This is a genomic window from Rhodosalinus halophilus (genome assembly GCF_003298775.1).
Classification (GTDB): Bacteria; Pseudomonadota; Alphaproteobacteria; order Rhodobacterales; family Rhodobacteraceae; genus Rhodosalinus; species Rhodosalinus halophilus.
In genome coordinates, this window is the sequence record NZ_QNTQ01000005.1 from 159,275 (window position 1) to 174,461 (window position 15,187).

15 protein-coding genes and 1 other RNA gene are annotated in these 15,187 nt (G+C 70.8%); 9 read left to right on the forward strand and 7 right to left on the reverse strand.

What is annotated here, in order from left to right; all coding sequences use genetic code 11:
* Positions 1 to 98 precede the first annotated feature (98 nt).
* Complete coding sequence (locus DRV85_RS19730) at positions 99 to 1,727, reverse strand: c-type cytochrome (RefSeq protein ID WP_338066959.1); 1,629 nt, start codon at positions 1,725 to 1,727, stop codon at positions 99 to 101.
* A gap of 134 nt (positions 1,728 to 1,861) precedes the next feature.
* Here DRV85_RS19730 and DRV85_RS05985 point away from each other — a divergent pair, with 134 nt between their 5' ends.
* Entirely contained in the window at positions 1,862 to 2,701 is an 840-nt protein-coding gene (locus tag DRV85_RS05985; RefSeq protein WP_113288536.1) for a prephenate dehydratase, read from the forward strand.
* A 7-nt stretch (positions 2,702 to 2,708) separates the two neighbouring features.
* Here the strand turns inward: DRV85_RS05985 and nudC are convergent, their stop codons facing one another.
* Positions 2,709 to 3,674, reverse strand: a complete 966-nt coding sequence (nudC, locus tag DRV85_RS05990) for an NAD(+) diphosphatase (protein WP_113288537.1) — start codon at positions 3,672 to 3,674, stop codon at positions 2,709 to 2,711.
* A 139-nt stretch (positions 3,675 to 3,813) separates the two neighbouring features.
* Between nudC and DRV85_RS18970 the strand changes: the two genes are divergently transcribed.
* The 7 genes from DRV85_RS18970 to recR all read left to right on the forward strand — a co-directional run bounded on the left by DRV85_RS18970 (position 3,814) and on the right by recR (position 10,035).
* Entirely contained in the window at positions 3,814 to 5,691 is a 1,878-nt protein-coding gene (locus tag DRV85_RS18970; RefSeq protein ID WP_158540109.1) for a 5'-nucleotidase C-terminal domain-containing protein, read from the forward strand.
* A gap of 89 nt (positions 5,692 to 5,780) precedes the next feature.
* Positions 5,781 to 5,877, forward strand: an RNA gene (gene ffs, locus DRV85_RS06005) — signal recognition particle sRNA small type.
* A gap of 45 nt (positions 5,878 to 5,922) precedes the next feature.
* On the forward strand, positions 5,923 to 6,306 hold the full coding sequence (locus DRV85_RS06010) for a YidH family protein (RefSeq protein ID WP_113288538.1): 384 nt from the start codon (positions 5,923 to 5,925) through the stop codon (positions 6,304 to 6,306).
* A 78-nt stretch (positions 6,307 to 6,384) separates the two neighbouring features.
* Positions 6,385 to 8,115, forward strand: a complete 1,731-nt coding sequence (locus tag DRV85_RS06015) for a DNA polymerase III subunit gamma/tau (protein ID WP_113288539.1) — start codon at positions 6,385 to 6,387, stop codon at positions 8,113 to 8,115.
* A 23-nt stretch (positions 8,116 to 8,138) separates the two neighbouring features.
* Complete coding sequence (locus DRV85_RS06020) at positions 8,139 to 9,008, forward strand: TauD/TfdA dioxygenase family protein (RefSeq protein ID WP_113288540.1); 870 nt, start codon at positions 8,139 to 8,141, stop codon at positions 9,006 to 9,008.
* A gap of 66 nt (positions 9,009 to 9,074) precedes the next feature.
* Positions 9,075 to 9,419, forward strand: a complete 345-nt coding sequence (locus DRV85_RS06025; protein WP_113288541.1) for a YbaB/EbfC family nucleoid-associated protein — start codon at positions 9,075 to 9,077, stop codon at positions 9,417 to 9,419.
* Positions 9,420 to 9,441: 22 nt separating this feature from the next.
* The gene (recR, locus tag DRV85_RS06030) at positions 9,442 to 10,035 is read left to right on the forward strand and encodes a recombination mediator RecR (RefSeq protein WP_113288542.1); all 594 of its coding nucleotides are present in this window, start codon (positions 9,442 to 9,444) and stop codon (positions 10,033 to 10,035) included.
* A 15-nt stretch (positions 10,036 to 10,050) separates the two neighbouring features.
* On the opposite strand, the gene DRV85_RS06035 is transcribed toward recR, so the two are convergent.
* From DRV85_RS06035 to DRV85_RS06045, 3 genes are read right to left on the reverse strand one after another with little or no spacing between them, the layout of a single operon-like run.
* A complete protein-coding gene (locus DRV85_RS06035) occupies positions 10,051 to 10,698 on the reverse strand; it encodes a hypothetical protein (protein ID WP_113288543.1) in 648 nt (215 codons plus the stop codon).
* Between the two features lie 58 nt (positions 10,699 to 10,756).
* Complete coding sequence (locus DRV85_RS06040; RefSeq protein ID WP_113288544.1) at positions 10,757 to 11,923, reverse strand: NAD(P)/FAD-dependent oxidoreductase; 1,167 nt, start codon at positions 11,921 to 11,923, stop codon at positions 10,757 to 10,759.
* A gap of 37 nt (positions 11,924 to 11,960) precedes the next feature.
* Positions 11,961 to 12,737 carry a DUF1013 domain-containing protein gene (locus DRV85_RS06045; RefSeq protein ID WP_113288545.1) on the reverse strand — a complete coding sequence of 259 codons (777 nt, stop codon included), beginning with the start codon at positions 12,735 to 12,737 and terminating at the stop codon, positions 11,961 to 11,963.
* A 127-nt stretch (positions 12,738 to 12,864) separates the two neighbouring features.
* On the opposite strand from DRV85_RS06045, the gene DRV85_RS06050 reads away from it, so the two are divergent.
* The gene (locus DRV85_RS06050; protein ID WP_113288546.1) at positions 12,865 to 13,497 is read left to right on the forward strand and encodes a ribonuclease T2 family protein; all 633 of its coding nucleotides are present in this window, start codon (positions 12,865 to 12,867) and stop codon (positions 13,495 to 13,497) included.
* A gap of 16 nt (positions 13,498 to 13,513) precedes the next feature.
* Here DRV85_RS06050 and DRV85_RS06055 read toward each other — a convergent pair whose 3' ends face one another.
* Together DRV85_RS06055 and DRV85_RS06060 are read right to left on the reverse strand one after the other, a co-directional pair.
* Positions 13,514 to 14,194 carry a class I SAM-dependent methyltransferase gene (locus DRV85_RS06055; RefSeq protein WP_113288547.1) on the reverse strand — a complete coding sequence of 227 codons (681 nt, stop codon included), beginning with the start codon at positions 14,192 to 14,194 and terminating at the stop codon, positions 13,514 to 13,516.
* Positions 14,191 to 15,183, reverse strand: a complete 993-nt coding sequence (locus DRV85_RS06060) for an NAD(P)H-quinone oxidoreductase (protein WP_113288548.1) — start codon at positions 15,181 to 15,183, stop codon at positions 14,191 to 14,193. Before DRV85_RS06060 ends, DRV85_RS06055 begins: the two co-directional genes overlap by 4 nt.
* Positions 15,184 to 15,187 lie beyond the last annotated feature (4 nt).

The window sequence follows — 15,187 nt, forward strand, 5'->3', positions numbered from 1 at the left end:
ACCGGCGGGCGCGTTCCGGCGTTCAGCGCGCGCCTTCCCGAAAAGGAACGCCGCCGCGCCTGCGAAAGCGCGGCGGCAGCAGTCCCCCGAGGTGGGGATCAGTTGGCGTTTTCCTGAAGCCAGGCGACCAGCGCGGCACGATCTTCCATGTCCTTCACGCCGGCGTAGGCCATCGACGTGCCCGAAGCGTAGTCGCGCGGGTTCTCGAGCCAGGGGTTCAGCTCGTCCACGGTCCAGGTGCCTTCGGGCAACGCGCCGGAGTAGCGGAAGCCTTCGACCGAGCCGATCTCGCGGCCTACGATGCCCACGAGGTGCGGACCCACCCGGTTCTGCTCCTGATCGGCGACGTGGCAGGCCTGACACTGGCGCCAGACGCGCTGTCCGTCGGCCGGGTCGGCGGCGGCCACGGCCTGGGCGAACTCGGACATGCCGGCCTGCTCACCGCCCTGCGTTTCGCTTTCGGCCGCAGCGGTCTCTTCGGTGGCCTGCCCGTCCTCGGCGGCCGCGTCCGCCGCAGCGGTCTCTTCGGTGGCCTGCCCGTCCCCGGTGGCCGCATCTGCCGCCGCGGTCTCTTCCGAAGCTGCCGCGTCTTCCGCAGCGGCCTGCTCGGTGGCTTCTTCGGTGGCCGCGTCTTCGGCCGGGGCGGCGGCTTCCTCGGTCGCCGCGGCCTGAGTGACGCCCGCGTTCTCGCGCAGCCATGCCACGAGGTCGGCCCGGTCCTGCATGTCCTTCACGCCGGCGTAGGCCATCGACGTGCCCGGCGCATAGTCGCGCGGGTTCTCGAGCCAGGGATCGAGTTCATCCACGGTCCAGCGGCCCACTTCCGGCAGCGCGCCGGAATAGCGGAAGCTTTCGACAGACCCGATCTCGCGGCCGATGATACCCACGAGGTGCGGACCCACGCGATTCTGCTCCTGATCGGCGACGTGACAGGCCTGGCACTGACGCCACACGCTCGCACCGTTCTCGAGGTCGCCGTTCGCCACGGCCTGCGCGAATTCGGACATGCCGGCAGCCGCCGTGTCCTCCGCGGGCGCGGCGTCTTCGGCGGCCGCTTCTTCGGTTGCCGGCGCTTCCGCGGCCGGCTCTTCCGCTTCGGCGACGGCCTCCTCGGCTGCGGCCTCTTGCGTGGCCGCTTCCTCGGTCGCGGCCTCTTCTGCAGCGGGCTCTTCCGCCGGCGCGGCGGCTGCGGCCTGCTCGGCAGAGGGAAGCTCGGCCCCGTCGGTGTAGCTGTAGAGATAGGCGATCAGATTGGCGCGATCCTCGTCATCCTCGAGGCCGCCGTAGGCCATCGAGGTGCCGGGGGCCCAGTCGCTCGGGGCCTCGAGCCAGGGATCGAGGTTCTCCCAGGTCCACTCGCCGTCCGGCAGCGCACCGGAATAGCGGAACCCCTCGACCGACGCGATCTGCCGCCCGATCAGACCGTTCAGATGCGGGCCGACACCGTTGCGCTCTTCCTCGATCGCGTGGCAGGCGCTGCACTGGCGGAACAGGCTCTCGCCTTCCGATGCGTCGGCCTGCGCGACGAGTTGGACGAAGGGCACCTCGGGCTCGGCCGGAGCTTCGTCGGTGGCGCCCCCTTCCTCATCACCGGTCTCTATCACATAGGCCGCCGCATGCTCGCCATGCGGCCCGCCGACGTGATAGATCGACTCGGCGGCCCATTTGCCGAGGAGAAAGACAAGCAGCGCCCCGCAGAAGCCGCCGAGAACCTTGGTGAACGTCATCGTGTCTAGCATGGGTCGCTGTCCATCTCCCGCGTTCCGTCGCGCGGGTATCTATAGGGTTCCCCCCATGGGGCGCAAGGTGTAGAGGGCGCGACCAAATCGCCGCGCCCCAAGCGCAACAGACGGAAGCAATCATGACCGCACGCATCGCGTTCCAGGGCGAACCCGGCGCCTACTCGCATCAGGCCTGCCACGACGCGCGCCCCGAGATGGAGGCGCTGGCCTGCCGGACCTTCGAGGACGCGATCGAGGCCGTGCGCGACGGCAGCGCGGAACTCGCCATGCTGCCGGTCGAGAACTCCACCTTCGGACGCGTCGCGGACATCCATGCCCTGCTGCCCGCCTCGGGGCTGCACATCGTCGACGAGGCCTTCGTCCGCGTGCACATCAACCTGCTCGCGCTGCCGGGCACGCCGCTCGAGCGGATCGACCGCGCGATGAGCCACACCATGCTGCTGGGACAGTGCCGCAACTTCCTGCGCGCGCACGGAATCCAGCGAGTCACCGGTGCGGACACCGCCGGATCGGCGCGCCATGTCGCCGAAGCCGGCGATCCGTCGCTCGCCGCGCTCGCCGGCGACCTCGCGGCCGAGATCTACGGCCTCGAGATCCTCGCGCGGCACATCGAGGACCAGAGCACCAACACGACGCGCTTCCTCGTCATGTCGCGCGAGCCCGACCTGTCGCGGCGCGGCGATCACGGCATGATGACCACGCTGGTGTTCCGCCTGCGCTCGATTCCGGCCGGGCTCTACAAGGCCCTCGGCGGCTTCGCCACGAACGGCGTCAACATGACCAAGCTGGAAAGCTACATGGTCGGCGGCAACTTCCAGGTGGTACAGTTCTACGCCGATATCGAGGGCCACCCCGAGGATCCTCCGGTGAAGCTCGCGCTGGAAGAGCTCGACTACTTCACGGATTCGCTGACGATCCTGGGTGTCTATCCGGCCCATCCCCATCGGCTGGAGGGCTGAGGCGGGCTCAGGCCAGCCGGTCGGCCACCCAGTGGCGCAGCAGAAAGCTCGCGATGGCACCGGGACGCGGCGCGCGGATGCGGGGATGCGCGCCGGCGAAGACCTCCAGCATCTCGCTGCGACCGACCCAGACCGCGTCCTCGAGCTCGGCCGGGTCCAGCGTGATCGCGTCGCTGAGCGCCTCGCCGTGGCAACCCAGCATCAGCGAGGCCGGGAAGGGCCAGGGCTGGCTCGCCAGGTACCCCACGCGCCCCACAGCGATTCCCGCCTCCTCGGCGACCTCGCGGCGCACCGCCGCCTCCACGGTCTCGCCCGGCTCGACGAATCCCGCGAGCAGGGAAAACATGCGCTCGGGCCAGCCCGGCGAGCGCCCGAGGAGAACGCGCTCGCCGCGGGTGACGAGCATGATGACCACCGGATCCGTTCGCGGGAAATGACAGGCGCCGCAGGCCGGACAGCGGCGCACCCAGCCCGCGCGCTCGGGCGTGCTTTGCGCGCCGCAACGCGCGCAGAAGCGATGCGTCCGATGCCACCCCAGGAGCGCGCGGGCCGTCGCCGCGAGTTCCGCGTCGCGGGGCGAAAGCGCCACCATCCGCGCGCGCAATTCGCCGAAGACGTGATCCGCGGGCATCGCCGGATGGCGTTGCTCGCTGGGGTCGAGAAAGGCGCCGAGGGTCTCTGGAGCCCCCTCCGCAGGTTCCCACGCGGAAAGGTCGGATGCGAAGACCGGCGCCCCGTCCTCGCAGCCCAGCAGCAGCGGCGGCTCCGCCTCGGCGAGCGCCGGATGGGTGAGCGGGAGCCGTGCCAGCCGATCGCGCATGTCACCGGCGAAAAGCGGCTTGCCGCGCCACAGCGCCAAGGCGCGCGCCCGGGCGTCGGCCTGCACCTGCGCGAGCGCGGCCGGGTCGCCGCGCAGCGCATCCGCCCGGTCCAGCGCCGAGCCGCCGAATGTCACCGTCTCCGCCAGCCGCATCCTCTGCCCCCTTTCCGGAGAGGCTTGGCACGGGCGGCGGACGGGCACCAGTGGCAAAAAGGACTCAGCCGGAGGGGCCCCGGCGACAAGAGGGACAACTCCCGATTGTGAGCCTCGGCGCCCGCCGATAGCGTTTCCGGTGGCGGCCGCCCCGGCCCGCCGCAACGCCAACCAGCACCACGCGCCGACCCGGTCACACTTGCCGATCGACGAGTCCCCATTTCCCCGGCTGCGTGCGCGCGAAGCGCACCTGCGCCTCCTCGCCACGAGCGATCTGCATGGGCAGCTTCTGGGCCATGACTACCGCGCCGACCGGCCGACGCCGCAGCGCGGTCTGGTCGCGCTCGCCCCCCGCATCGAGACGCTGCGTCGCGGTCCGGGGGCGACGCTGCTCTTCGACAACGGCGACGTGCTGCAGGGCACGCCGCTGGGCGAGGCGGGAACCGACGGAGTCGGTGCCATGCCGGTCGCGGAGGCCTTCGCAGCGCTCGGCTACGATGCGGCGACGCTGGGCAACCACGACTTCGACTTCGGACCGGAGGCCGCGCGCCGCTTCGCCGGGCTGGCACGCTGCCCAATCGTGCTGGGCAACGTCGCCCGGGCCGGCGGCGAGGACTTCCTGCCGCCCTTCGCCGTGCTCGACCGCCGCCTGCGCGACGGCGCCGGGACGGACTGGCCCCTCCAGGTGGGCGTGCTGGGACTGACGACGCCGGGCCTGGCGCGCTGGAACGCCCATCAGCTGGACGGAAGGCTGCGCGTCGAGGACATGGCGAGCGCCGCCCGCCGACTGCTCCCCGAATTGCGCGCGTGCGGCGCCGAGGTGGTCGTCGCACTCGTGCACGCCGGCATAGATCCGGCGGCGACCGGTCCCATGGCAGAGAATGCAGCGCTTCAGATCGCCGCGCTCGACGGCGTCGATGCGCTGGTCGCCGGGCACACGCATCTGGCCTTTCCCGGCCCCGATCACGGATACGGGGCAGGCATCGACCCGGTCGCCGGGCGGTTGCACGGCCGCCCTACTGTCATGCCGCCGCCCCTGGGCGATGCGCTCGGCGTGATCGACCTGAAGCTCGTGCGCGGCCCGAAAGGCTGGCGCGTCGCGGATGGGCACAGCCGCCTCGTGCCGGCGGCCGGTCAGGACGCGGCAGGGCCGCGCGAATCGCGATGCCGCCTCGCCGCGCGGCTGGCCCCGGCACAGGAGGCCGCACTCGCCCGTATCCGGCGAGTTGCGGGGCGAAGCCGCACCAGGCTACATACCCATTTCGCGGCGTTGGGCCACGCACCCGCCGTCCGCGCCGTGGCGGAGGCGCAGCGACTTTGCGTCCTGGCCGCGTTGCAGGGAACTCGGCTTGAAGGCGTTCCCGTCCTCTCCGCAGCGGCGCCCTTCCGCGCGGGCGGGCGCGCAGGGCCGACGAGCTACACCGACATTCCGGCGGGCAGGCTTCTGGCGCGTCATCTGAACGAGCTTTACCCCTTCGCCAACGAACTCCGCGCGGTCTCGATCACCGGCGCGGCGTTGCGCCGCTGGATGGCGCGAACCGCGTCCGTGTTCTCGCGCATCGAGCCGGGAGCGCAGGACGCGCCGCTGCTTGCCGATGGCGCGCGTAGCTATCTGCTCGACATGATCGCGGGCGTGCAGGCGGAATTCGATCTCTCCCGACCGGCGGAGGATCCCGCCCGCGTGCGCCGGCTGACGTTCGCGGGGAGCGAGATCGCACCAGATGCGCGCTTCGTGCTCGCGACGAACACCCACCGCCTCGCCGCGGCGGAGGATCCGGGCGAGCTCATCCCGCTGCCCCCGATCGCCAGCCGCGACACGCTCGACACGCTGGTGGCGCAGGCCCCCCTCGACCCGGACCCGGCGCCTGCCTTCACCTTCGCGCCGATGCCCGGCACCACCGCAATCCTCGACACCGCGCCCGAGGCGCGCGACATTCTCGAGGAGATCGCCGCCTTTTCGCCCGAAGCGGCCGGGACCAGCCCCGAAGGCTTCCTCCGCCTGCGCCTGCACCTTTGAGCGACAGGAGAGGACGCCGAGACGGCGAAGCGCAGTCCGCCACCGGGCGCCCCTTGCAGCGGGCGGGCACCATCTTTACATTGCAATGCGAGAGGTTGGTGCGGGCAAGCGCCTCGCCAACCCGGTCAGGTCCGGAAGGAAGCAGCCGTAACGAGCCCCGCTTGGGTCGCTTTCCAACCTCTCACCTTCCCTGCTTCTTGTGACGCGCGATCGTGGGGCCACATCTGCCCCATGAGCGATCGTGTCGAACTGGCCGAAGAGCGCACCGAGGCCGCCGAATTCCGCACCGATGTGGCGCGGGACCGCACGCTTCTGGCCAATGAACGGACGTTCGCCGGCTGGCTGCGGACCGCGCTGACCTCGGTCGCCGTCGCCATCGGTCTGCATGCGGTGTTCCGCGACGTGGAGCCCTCCTGGGCACCGCGGGCCATCGCGACCGTCTTCGCGCTCGCGGCGGCGGGCATGACGGTAAGCGCCGCGCAGGAGGCCCGGCGCACCCGGCGGCGACTCGACAACGAGCGCGCGACGGTGCAACCCGTCCGGCGCATCCTGGCGCTGGCCGGCGCCGTGACCCTGGCTGCGCTCGGCACGGTTCCGATTCTCTGGATGATCTGAGGGGCGGGCCACGGTGGAACTTCGCGCTGCAGCGGCCTAGACTTGGCCGGCATTCGAATCCCGCAGGGGCGGCACGGCATGAGCGACACGCAGACCGGCGGCTATCAGGTTCTCGCACGGAAATACCGCCCCGAGACCTTCGCCGATCTCGTCGGCCAGGACGCGATGGTGCGCACCCTGAAGAACGCCTTCAGGGCCGACCGGATCGCGCAGGCCTTCATCATGACGGGCATCCGCGGCACCGGAAAGACGACCACCGCCCGGATCATCGCCAAGGGGCTCAACTGCATCGGGGCGGACGGCACGGGCGGGCCCACCACCGAGCCCTGCGGCGTCTGCGAGCATTGCACCGCCATCTCGGAGGGCCGGCACGTCGACGTGCTCGAGATGGACGCGGCCTCGAACACCGGGGTGGGCGACGTCCGCGAGATCATCGACAGCGTGCGCTACCGGGCGGCCAGCGCGCGCTACAAGGTCTACATCATCGACGAGGTGCACATGCTCAGCACCTCGGCCTTCAACGCGCTGCTCAAGACGCTCGAGGAGCCGCCCGAGCACGTCAAGTTCATCTTCGCCACCACCGAGATCCGCAAGGTGCCGGTCACGGTGCTCTCGCGCTGTCAGCGGTTCGACCTCCGCCGCATCGAGCCCGAGACGATGATCGGCATGCTGCGCCGCATCGCCGAAGCCGAGGGCGCCGAGATCGAGGACGGGGCGCTCGCGCTCATCGCGCGCGCGGCGGAGGGATCGGCGCGCGACGCGACCTCGCTGCTCGACCAGGCGATCGGGCACGGCGAGGGCGCGACCAGCGCCGAGCAGGTGCGCGCGATGCTGGGCCTCGCGGACCGGGGCCGCGTGCTCGACCTCTTCGAGCGGATCATGCAGGGCGCGGCGGCCGAGGCGCTCGAGGAGCTCTCGGCGCAGTATGCCGAAGGCGCGGACCCGGTCGCGGTGCTGCGCGACCTGGCCGAGATCACTCACTGGATCAGCGTGGTGAAGGTCACGCCGGGCGCCGCCGAGGATCCCACCGTGGCGCCCGAAGAACGCCGCCGCGGTCAGGATCTGGCCGGGCGTCTGCCGATGCGGGCGCTCACGCGCATGTGGCAGATGCTGCTCAAGGCGCTCGAGGAGGTGGCGATCGCCCCCAACCCCATGATGGCGGCCGAGATGGCCGTGATCCGGCTCACGCATGTCGCCGAACTCCCTTCGCCCGAGGAGCTGCTGCGCAAGTTGCAGGACCACCCCCCGCCCGCCGGGCCACCAGGGCCCTCTGCCGGCCCCGCGCCGCAGGGCGCAGGGGCACCGGCCTACAGTCAGGCCCGCGCGCCGGGCGCGCCGCAGGGCGGGCCCCGTGCCGCGCTCCGGCCGGCGCAGGACGCGGCCCCCGACACGCTCTGGGCCTACCCGCGCTTCGAGGACGTGGCCGAGCTCGTCCGCGCGCAGGGCGAGCTCAAGCTGCTCTACGATGTCGAACGCTGCCTGCGTCCGGCCGCCTATCGCCCGGGACGGATCGAGGTCGAACTCACGCCGGATGCACCGGAGGGCCTGATTCCGGAGCTCGCCAGGAAGCTCAAGGACTGGACGGGCGCGCGCTGGTCGGTGACCGTCGTGAACGAGGGCGGCGGCCCCACACTGGCCGAGGCCCGCGATCAGCTGCTCAACAGCCACCCGCTGATGCAGGCCGTCCTGACCGCCTTTCCCCAGGCGAAGGTCGCCGCGATCCGCCCCCTGACCAGCGCGGAGGACGCCGCCTCGACCGAGGCGCTGCCGGAGGTCGAGGACGAATGGGATCCCTTCGAGGAGGAGTGACGCCCCGCGCGGGTGGAGAGCCGATGCGCACCGAGCCCATTCACCCCGATTTCGGCCTGATCGTCCACGACGTGGACCTGCGCGAGGCGACCGCCGAGCGGCTATACCCCGAGATCCGCGAGGCCTTCGAGACGCATTCGGCGCTGCTCTTCCCGGCCCAGTCGCTCGACGATGCGGCGCATCTGCGCTTGGCACGCCTCTTCGGCCCGCTGGAGAACCGCGGGGCGATGGCGGCGGGCCGCGACCTGCCCTTCGAGATTCCCGAGGTCTCCAACGCCGAGGGCGACGGCGTCGCCGACGCGGAGAGCCTGCATGTCCTGAACCTTCAGGCCAACATGCTCTGGCACACCGATTCGACCTTCCTGCCGGTGCCCGCTCTGGTGAACATCCTGACCGCGCGCGTGGTCCCGACCGAGGGCGGCGAGACAGAGCTCGCCTCGACCCGCGCGGGCTGGGCCGGGATGCCGGACGCGATGAAGGACCGCCTGCGCGACGCCATTCTCTGGCACCGCCTGTCGCACTCGCGCGGGCGCATCGCGGCCGAACTCGCCGCGCTGCCCGAGATGACGCGCTGGCCCGACCGGCCCTGGCGCGCGATCTGGCCCAACCCCGTGACCGGAGAAGAAGCGCTCTATATCGCCAGTCACGCCTTCGCGGTCGAAGGCATGGGCCTCGAGGAGGGCCAGACGCTCATAGACGAGGCGATGGCCGTCTGCGCGCAGCCGGAGCACGTCTATTCCCATCACTGGCGGCCCGGCGACGTGCTGATCTGGGACGAACGGGCGGTGCTGCACCGCGGTCGCCCCTGGGATTACGCCGAGCCCCGGGTGCTCAAGAGCATCTGCTGCTCCGCGACCGAGGCGGACGGACCGGCGACCGTGCGCGTCGTCTGACCTTGTCCGGCCGCGGGCGCGCACATATCAAGGATTGAACGCAACCCACCACCGGGAGAGCCGCAGATGTTCAAGGGACTGGGCCAGATGGGCGACATGGCCAAGATGATGAAGGCCGCCAAGGAAATGCAGGAGCGCATGGCGAACCTTCAGGAAGAGATGAAGGCCATGACCGTGACCGGCGAGGCCGGCGGCGGCCTGGTCACGGCGGTCTGCACGCTCAAGGGCGAGCTCACCTCGCTCGACATCGACCCCTCGATCTTCTCCGGCGACGACAAGGAGGTGGTCGAGGATCTGATCCTCGCCGGGATCAAGGAGGCCCAGGCCAAGGCGCAGGACGCGGCGCAGAAGGAGATGCAGAAGCTCACCGAAGAGATGGGCCTGCCCGCCGACATGAAGCTGCCGTTCTGAGCGGCGCGCCCGGCCACGGGCCATGACCCAGCCCAGTGAAATCGAACGCCTGATCGAGATGATGGCGAAGCTGCCGGGGCTCGGGCCGCGCTCGGCCCGCCGGGCCGTTCTGCATCTCGTGGCGCGCCGCGACGCCCAGCTCGCGCCGCTGGCGCGGCAGATGCAACTCGTGGCCGACACCGCGCGCGAATGCACCAACTGCGGCAACATCGGCACCGCCGATCTCTGCCCGATCTGCACCGATCCACGCCGCGCCAACGGACAGATCTGCGTGGTCGAGACGGTGGCCGATCTCTGGGCGATGGAGCGCGCGAGCGTGTTCAGCGGGCGGTATCATGTCCTTGGCGGCACGCTCTCGGCTCTCGACGCGATCGGCCCCGAAGAGCTGCGCATTCCGCAGCTGGTCGCACGGATAGACGAAGAAGCGGTGCGCGAGGTGATCCTCGCCCTGCCGGCGACGGTCGATGGCCAGACGACCGCGCATTACATCGCCGACCGGCTGGAAGAGCGCGTGGCGCTCACCTCGCTGGCCCAGGGCGTGCCGATCGGCGGCGAGCTCGACTTTCTCGACGACGGCACCATCACCGCCGCGCTCAACGCGCGAAAGCCGCTCTGAGCGCGGCGAAGGGGCTCAGTACGAAAGCGTCGAAATGATCCGGCCGAGATTGGCGGCGGTCAATTGTATCTTGTCCTCGAACATCCCCTTGACCGGCAAGACCAGAACAGAATCGTCGTGGGAAGACCAGCCGCCTTTCGCCGCCGAGAGCCTGATGATCGCATGCGGACCGCGCGCGCGTGACGTCCATTCGTCGAACGCCGTGTCGCCGATCTGCATGTTGTTGACCAGCGACGTGCTCTCCTTCACGAGCGTGTTGAGCATCTTGGACGCGCCATCCGCCAATTGCTCGGGATTCACGCCGTAACGCGCGATCTCGCCGATATTGGATACGATCATCGATCCGGCACCGGACACACCGCCGAAGGCAAAGGCTCCGCCGAAAGCCTTGCTGAATTCATCGCGAATCTTGGCCGCCTTCTGGCGGATGATGACGTAGATGAACTTCTGTCCCTTCGGCACCGTGACCGGAATGTCGCCAAGATTCCGAAGAAACTTGACGATCTGCTTCTGATTGCCGGACATCACGAAGTCGCGCTGCCAGGAGACCCCGAGCTCCTTGAACATCACCGGCGGACGGAACTGTTCGCCGTCGCTGCCGACCAGCGTATATCCACAGCGGAACTTGTGATGGTTGAATATCGGACCGATGCCATAGCCCATCCGGCTGCCTCCTCTGCAGGCGCTTGCTGGCGAGCTTAGGTACGAAATTGCCCCGGCGTCAATCCGACACCTCGCCGCCACGCGGCGCGACATCCTGCACCTCGGCCCAGTCCGGCAGCGCCTCTCCCAGAACGGCAAGCGCCCCCAGGCGCCCCAGTTCGTCCGAGCACTTCGCGCCCCGGCCGCAGCCCGCGACCGCGACGGCGACGCGCGCCGAGACCCGCCCGATCGCCGGGCGGTCGGCAGGCGTGTAGGTGGTCACGCAGGCGTCGGTCACCACGCGCCGGATCGCCAGCCCGGGCATCCGGTCGCGCACCATCGCCTCGAGCCGGGCCCCCACCTCGGCCGAGCCGCCGGAGCGGAACCAGTCGCCGATCTCCGTCGCGCCATGCAGCGCCACGTCCTCCGGGTCGCCCCCTAGCTTCAGGTAGATGCGCCCGTCCGGATAGCGGATCGGCGGCAGGAGATAGGGCGCCTCGCCCCCGTTCTCGAGCCAGATCAGCGCGGGCATGCCGTCAAGCCGCGCGGCCTCTTCCTTGTCAACCTCGAACCGCGCGACGGTGCGGGCGTAGACCGACAGCGGCAGCAGCCCGGGCAGCAGGCCATCGGTGAAGCCACCCGTGGCCACCAGAACACGGTCCGCCTCGACCTCGCCCGCCCCTGTGGCGATGCGGATGCCGCCCGCAGTTTTCTCGATGCCCGTCGCCTCCGCCGAGACATGGCGCGCCCCGGCACGGAGCGCCGCAGTGCGCTGGGCAACGGCCAGCCGACGGGGGCTGATGTGCCCCGCGCCGCCCATTTCGTGAAGCGCCAGCGTGGTGTCGGGAAAGGCGAAATACGGGAAGCTGCGCGCCAGGTCCGGCGCGCGCAGCGTCTCTGCCTCGAAACCGGCCGCCGCCTGCACCGCCGCCGTGCTGCGGATGGCGGCGCCCCTCTCCGGGCCGGCCAGCATCGCGCCCACAGGGCTGTGGAACGACACGCCGCTCGCGGCCTCGATCTCTGCATAGCGGTCGATGCTGGCGCGGCTCACCCGGCTCCAGAACTCGGCGGGGTCGAGCCGGCGCGTGATCCGCCCCTCGTCGTAATGGCTGGCGAAGACGCCACGGTGCGCCCGCTTGTCGGCGGGCTCGTTGGGGCCGATCAGCGTGACCGCATGTCCGGCCGTGGCGAGGTGCCGCGCCGCCGCGCCTCCGATCAGCCCTGCCCCGATCACCGCGACCCGCATCCGCACCTTTCCGCCCGAGATCCGGGCTCAGCAGCGATCAGCTGCGCCCGTCGTCCTCGTCCTCGTCGTCTTCACCGTCGGCCGGCAGGTTGAAGAAGCTCTCGGCGTCGCGATACTCCTCCTCGGTCTCGCCCTCGGGTTCCGCTTCCTCCTCGGCGCCGCCGGACAGCGTGAAGCTTTCGAGACCCTCGATCGCGGTCGGCATGCGCGGCTCCGCTTCCATCCCGAGGCTCTGCTCGGTCGAGACCAGCCTGCGCCGCTCGTCGTCGGACATCACCGCCCCTTCGCGCGCCTTGCGCTCCGCGGCCTTCTGCACCGCCGCGTCGAGCTCGGACTGGCGGCAGAGGCCCAGCGCCACCGGGTCGATCGGCTGGATGTTGGAAATGTTCCAGTGGGTGCGGTCCCGGATCGACTGGATGGTGGGCTTGGTGGTGCCCACGAGCTTGGCGATCTGGCTGTCGGTGAGCTCGGGATGGAACTTGACCAGCCACAGGATCGCCGCCGGCCGATCCTGGCGCTTGGAGAGCGGCGTGTAACGCGGGCCGCGGCGCTTTTCCTCGTCCCGCGCGGCCGGGTTCGCCTTGATCTTCATCCTGTAGAGGCGGTTTTCCTCGCCCTTGCGGATCTCCTCGGGATCGAGCTGGTTGTTGGCGACCGGGTCGAAGCCCTTCACCCCGGCGGCCACGTCGCCGTCGGCGATGCCCTGGATCTCGAGTTCGTGCATGCCGGTGAAATCGGCGATCTGCTTGAAGGTCAGCGTCGTGTTGTCCACCAGCCAGACCGCGGTCGCCTTGGGATGCAGCAATCTCGCCATGAAAAGTCTCTCCTCGATACGTCTTCCCCGCCGCCCGGGGGTCGGGCTGCCCCGGGCCGGGGCGCTTCGAGTTGTCGGGGAACTCGCAGCCGATATAGTGAAGCCGCGCCGCGAAGGAAAGGCCCGAATGCGCTGGCTCGCGATCCTGCTGCTCTCCGTCTCCCCCGCCTCGGCGGAGGGCGAGCGCGCGGGCGCCTTCGACTACTGGGTGCTCGCGCTGTCCTGGTCGCCCACGTGGTGCGCGCTCGAGGGCGACGCGCGCGACGCAGCGCAATGCGACCCGGCCGCGGATACGGGCTGGATCCTGCACGGCCTCTGGCCGCAGTATCACCGCGGCTGGCCGAGCTACTGCCCCACCTCGGCGAGCTCCCCGACGCGCGCCGAGACGCGCGCGATGGCCGACGTCATGGGCAGCGCGGGCCTTGCCTGGCACCAGTGGAAGAAGCACGGCAGCTGCTCGGGCCTTTCGTCCGAGGCCTATTTCGCCCTGTCGCGCCGCGCCTTCTCCGCCCTCGACAAGCCGGCGGTCTTTCGCCGGCTGACCGACCCCGTCCGCCTGCCGGCGCGGGTGGTCGAAGAGGCCTTTCTGAAGGCCAACCCGGGACTCGCGCCAGACATGCTGACGATCACCTGCAAGGCCGGCCGGATCCAGGAGGCGCGCCTGTGCCTCTCCCGCGACGGGCTCGCGCCCGTTCCCTGCGGCCGCGACGTGATCGAGGATTGCCGGCTCGACGACGCGCTCCTCGACCCCGTGCGCTGAGGCGCGCGCGCGGCCGTCAGCGCGGCTCCGCGATCTCGAGCGCGACCGCCTGCTCCGAGAAGGCGAGGAAGTCGCAGCCCTCTTCGCCCAGCACCTCGACCAGCGCCCGGTATTCGTGTTCGCGCCAGCCCGGGTAGCCGTAGAGTTCGTCGAAGACCAGAACGCTGCCCGTCACGAGCCTCGGGCGCAGCGCCTCGAGAACGAAGCGGGTGGGGGTGTAGGTGTCGAGGTCGAGATGGGCGAAGGCGACCGGGCCCTCGCGCTCGGCCAGCCACCCCGGCACGGTGTCCTGCACCCGGCCCTTGACGAGCCGGACGTTGGGGCGAACCTCCGGCAGCGCGCCGCCGGTCGAGAACCGCCCCGCCTGGCCACCGCGCGGGTGGCCGGTCCAGTCCTCTTCCAGCCCCTCGAAGCTGTCGAAGCCCCAGACCGTGACGCCGGTCCCTTTCAGCACCCGGGCGAAAAGGTTCACGCCATGCCCGCGCCAGACGCCGAATTCGGCGTAGAGTCCGCCCGCCCCGTGCCGTTCGCGCGCCCGCGCGCAGGCCCAGCGGCGCAGATCGGCCTTCTTGGGAAAGAGCATGGCGCGCGCCATGCGGTCGCGGAACGTCTCGAAGCTGTCGCGCACCGCCCAGTCGTGCAGCAGGTCGAGCGGCGTGCGCCGCGCCGGCGGCGCCCCCTCCTCCGCGCCGCTCATCCGCCCGCGGCGCGCAGCACGATCTTGCCGATATGCGCCGAGCTCTCCATCCGAGCATGCGCCTCGGCCGCATCCTCGAGCGCGAACTCGGAGTCCATGACCGGCGCGACCCGACCCGCGTCGAGCAGCGGCCAGACCTGCGCGCGCAGCCCCTCGGCGATGCGCGCCTTGGCAAGATCGGACTGCGGGCGCAGCGTGGAGCCGGTGATCGTCTGCCGCTTCAGCATCAGGGGGGCGAAGTTGATCTCGGCCTTCGCCCCCTGCAGGAAGGCGATCTGAACCAGCCGCCCCTCCTCGGCCAGCGCCTTGAGGTTGCGCGCGATGTAGTCGCCGCCCACCATGTCGAGGATCAGGTTCGCCCCGCCCTCGGCCTTCAGCACCTCGACGAAATCCTCGGCGCGGTAGTTGATGGCCCGCTCCGCGCCAAGCTGCAGGCAGGCGACGCATTTCTCGTCGGAGCCCGCCGTCGTGAAGACCCGCGCCCCGAAGGCGTGGGCCAGCTGGATCGCGGTGGTGCCGATCCCCGAGCTGCCGCCGTGCACGAGGAACCGCTCGCCCGCCTCGAGCCCCCCGCGCATGAAGACGTTGGACCAGACGGTGAAGAAGGTCTCCGGCAGGCAGGCGGCCTCCTTCAGCCCCAGCCCCTGCGGCACGGGCAGACAGTGCGCGGCCGGCGTCACCGCGTAGTCGGCATAGCCGCCGCCGGGCAGCAGCGCGCAAACCCGGTCGCCCACGGCCCAACCGTCCACGCCCGGACCCACGGCCGCGATCTCGCCCGCGGCCTCCAGCCCCGGCAGGTCGGACGCCCCCGGCGGCGGCGCGTAGGCGCCCGCGCGCTGCAGCGCGTCGGGGCGGTTCACGCCCGCGTAGGCGACGCGGATCAGCACCTGACCGTGAGCCGGTTCGGGGATCGCGCGCTCGGTGGCGCGCAGCACCTCGGGGCCGCCGGGCTCGGAGATCTCGACGGCGCGCATGGTGCTCTCGCTCATGGGC

Bases quoted from the DNA above. Each gene is read 5' to 3' on its own strand.
- DRV85_RS19730 (WP_338066959.1), bottom strand. From the start codon at position 1,727: ATGACGTTCACCAAGGTTCTCGGCGGCTTCTGCGGGGCGCTGCTTGTC.
- DRV85_RS05985 (WP_113288536.1), top strand. From the start codon at position 1,862: ATGACCGCACGCATCGCGTTCCAGGGCGAACCCGGCGCCTACTCGCAT.
- nudC (WP_113288537.1), bottom strand. From the start codon at position 3,674: ATGCGGCTGGCGGAGACGGTGACATTCGGCGGCTCGGCGCTGGACCGG.
- DRV85_RS06010 (WP_113288538.1), top strand. From the start codon at position 5,923: ATGAGCGATCGTGTCGAACTGGCCGAAGAGCGCACCGAGGCCGCCGAA.
- DRV85_RS06015 (WP_113288539.1), top strand. From the start codon at position 6,385: ATGAGCGACACGCAGACCGGCGGCTATCAGGTTCTCGCACGGAAATAC.
- DRV85_RS06020 (WP_113288540.1), top strand. From the start codon at position 8,139: ATGCGCACCGAGCCCATTCACCCCGATTTCGGCCTGATCGTCCACGAC.
- DRV85_RS06025 (WP_113288541.1), top strand. From the start codon at position 9,075: ATGTTCAAGGGACTGGGCCAGATGGGCGACATGGCCAAGATGATGAAG.
- recR (WP_113288542.1), top strand. From the start codon at position 9,442: ATGACCCAGCCCAGTGAAATCGAACGCCTGATCGAGATGATGGCGAAG.
- DRV85_RS06035 (WP_113288543.1), bottom strand. From the start codon at position 10,698: ATGGGCTATGGCATCGGTCCGATATTCAACCATCACAAGTTCCGCTGT.
- DRV85_RS06040 (WP_113288544.1), bottom strand. From the start codon at position 11,923: ATGCGGGTCGCGGTGATCGGGGCAGGGCTGATCGGAGGCGCGGCGGCG.
- DRV85_RS06045 (WP_113288545.1), bottom strand. From the start codon at position 12,737: ATGGCGAGATTGCTGCATCCCAAGGCGACCGCGGTCTGGCTGGTGGAC.
- DRV85_RS06050 (WP_113288546.1), top strand. From the start codon at position 12,865: ATGCGCTGGCTCGCGATCCTGCTGCTCTCCGTCTCCCCCGCCTCGGCG.
- DRV85_RS06055 (WP_113288547.1), bottom strand. From the start codon at position 14,194: ATGAGCGGCGCGGAGGAGGGGGCGCCGCCGGCGCGGCGCACGCCGCTC.
- DRV85_RS06060 (WP_113288548.1), bottom strand. From the start codon at position 15,183: ATGAGCGAGAGCACCATGCGCGCCGTCGAGATCTCCGAGCCCGGCGGC.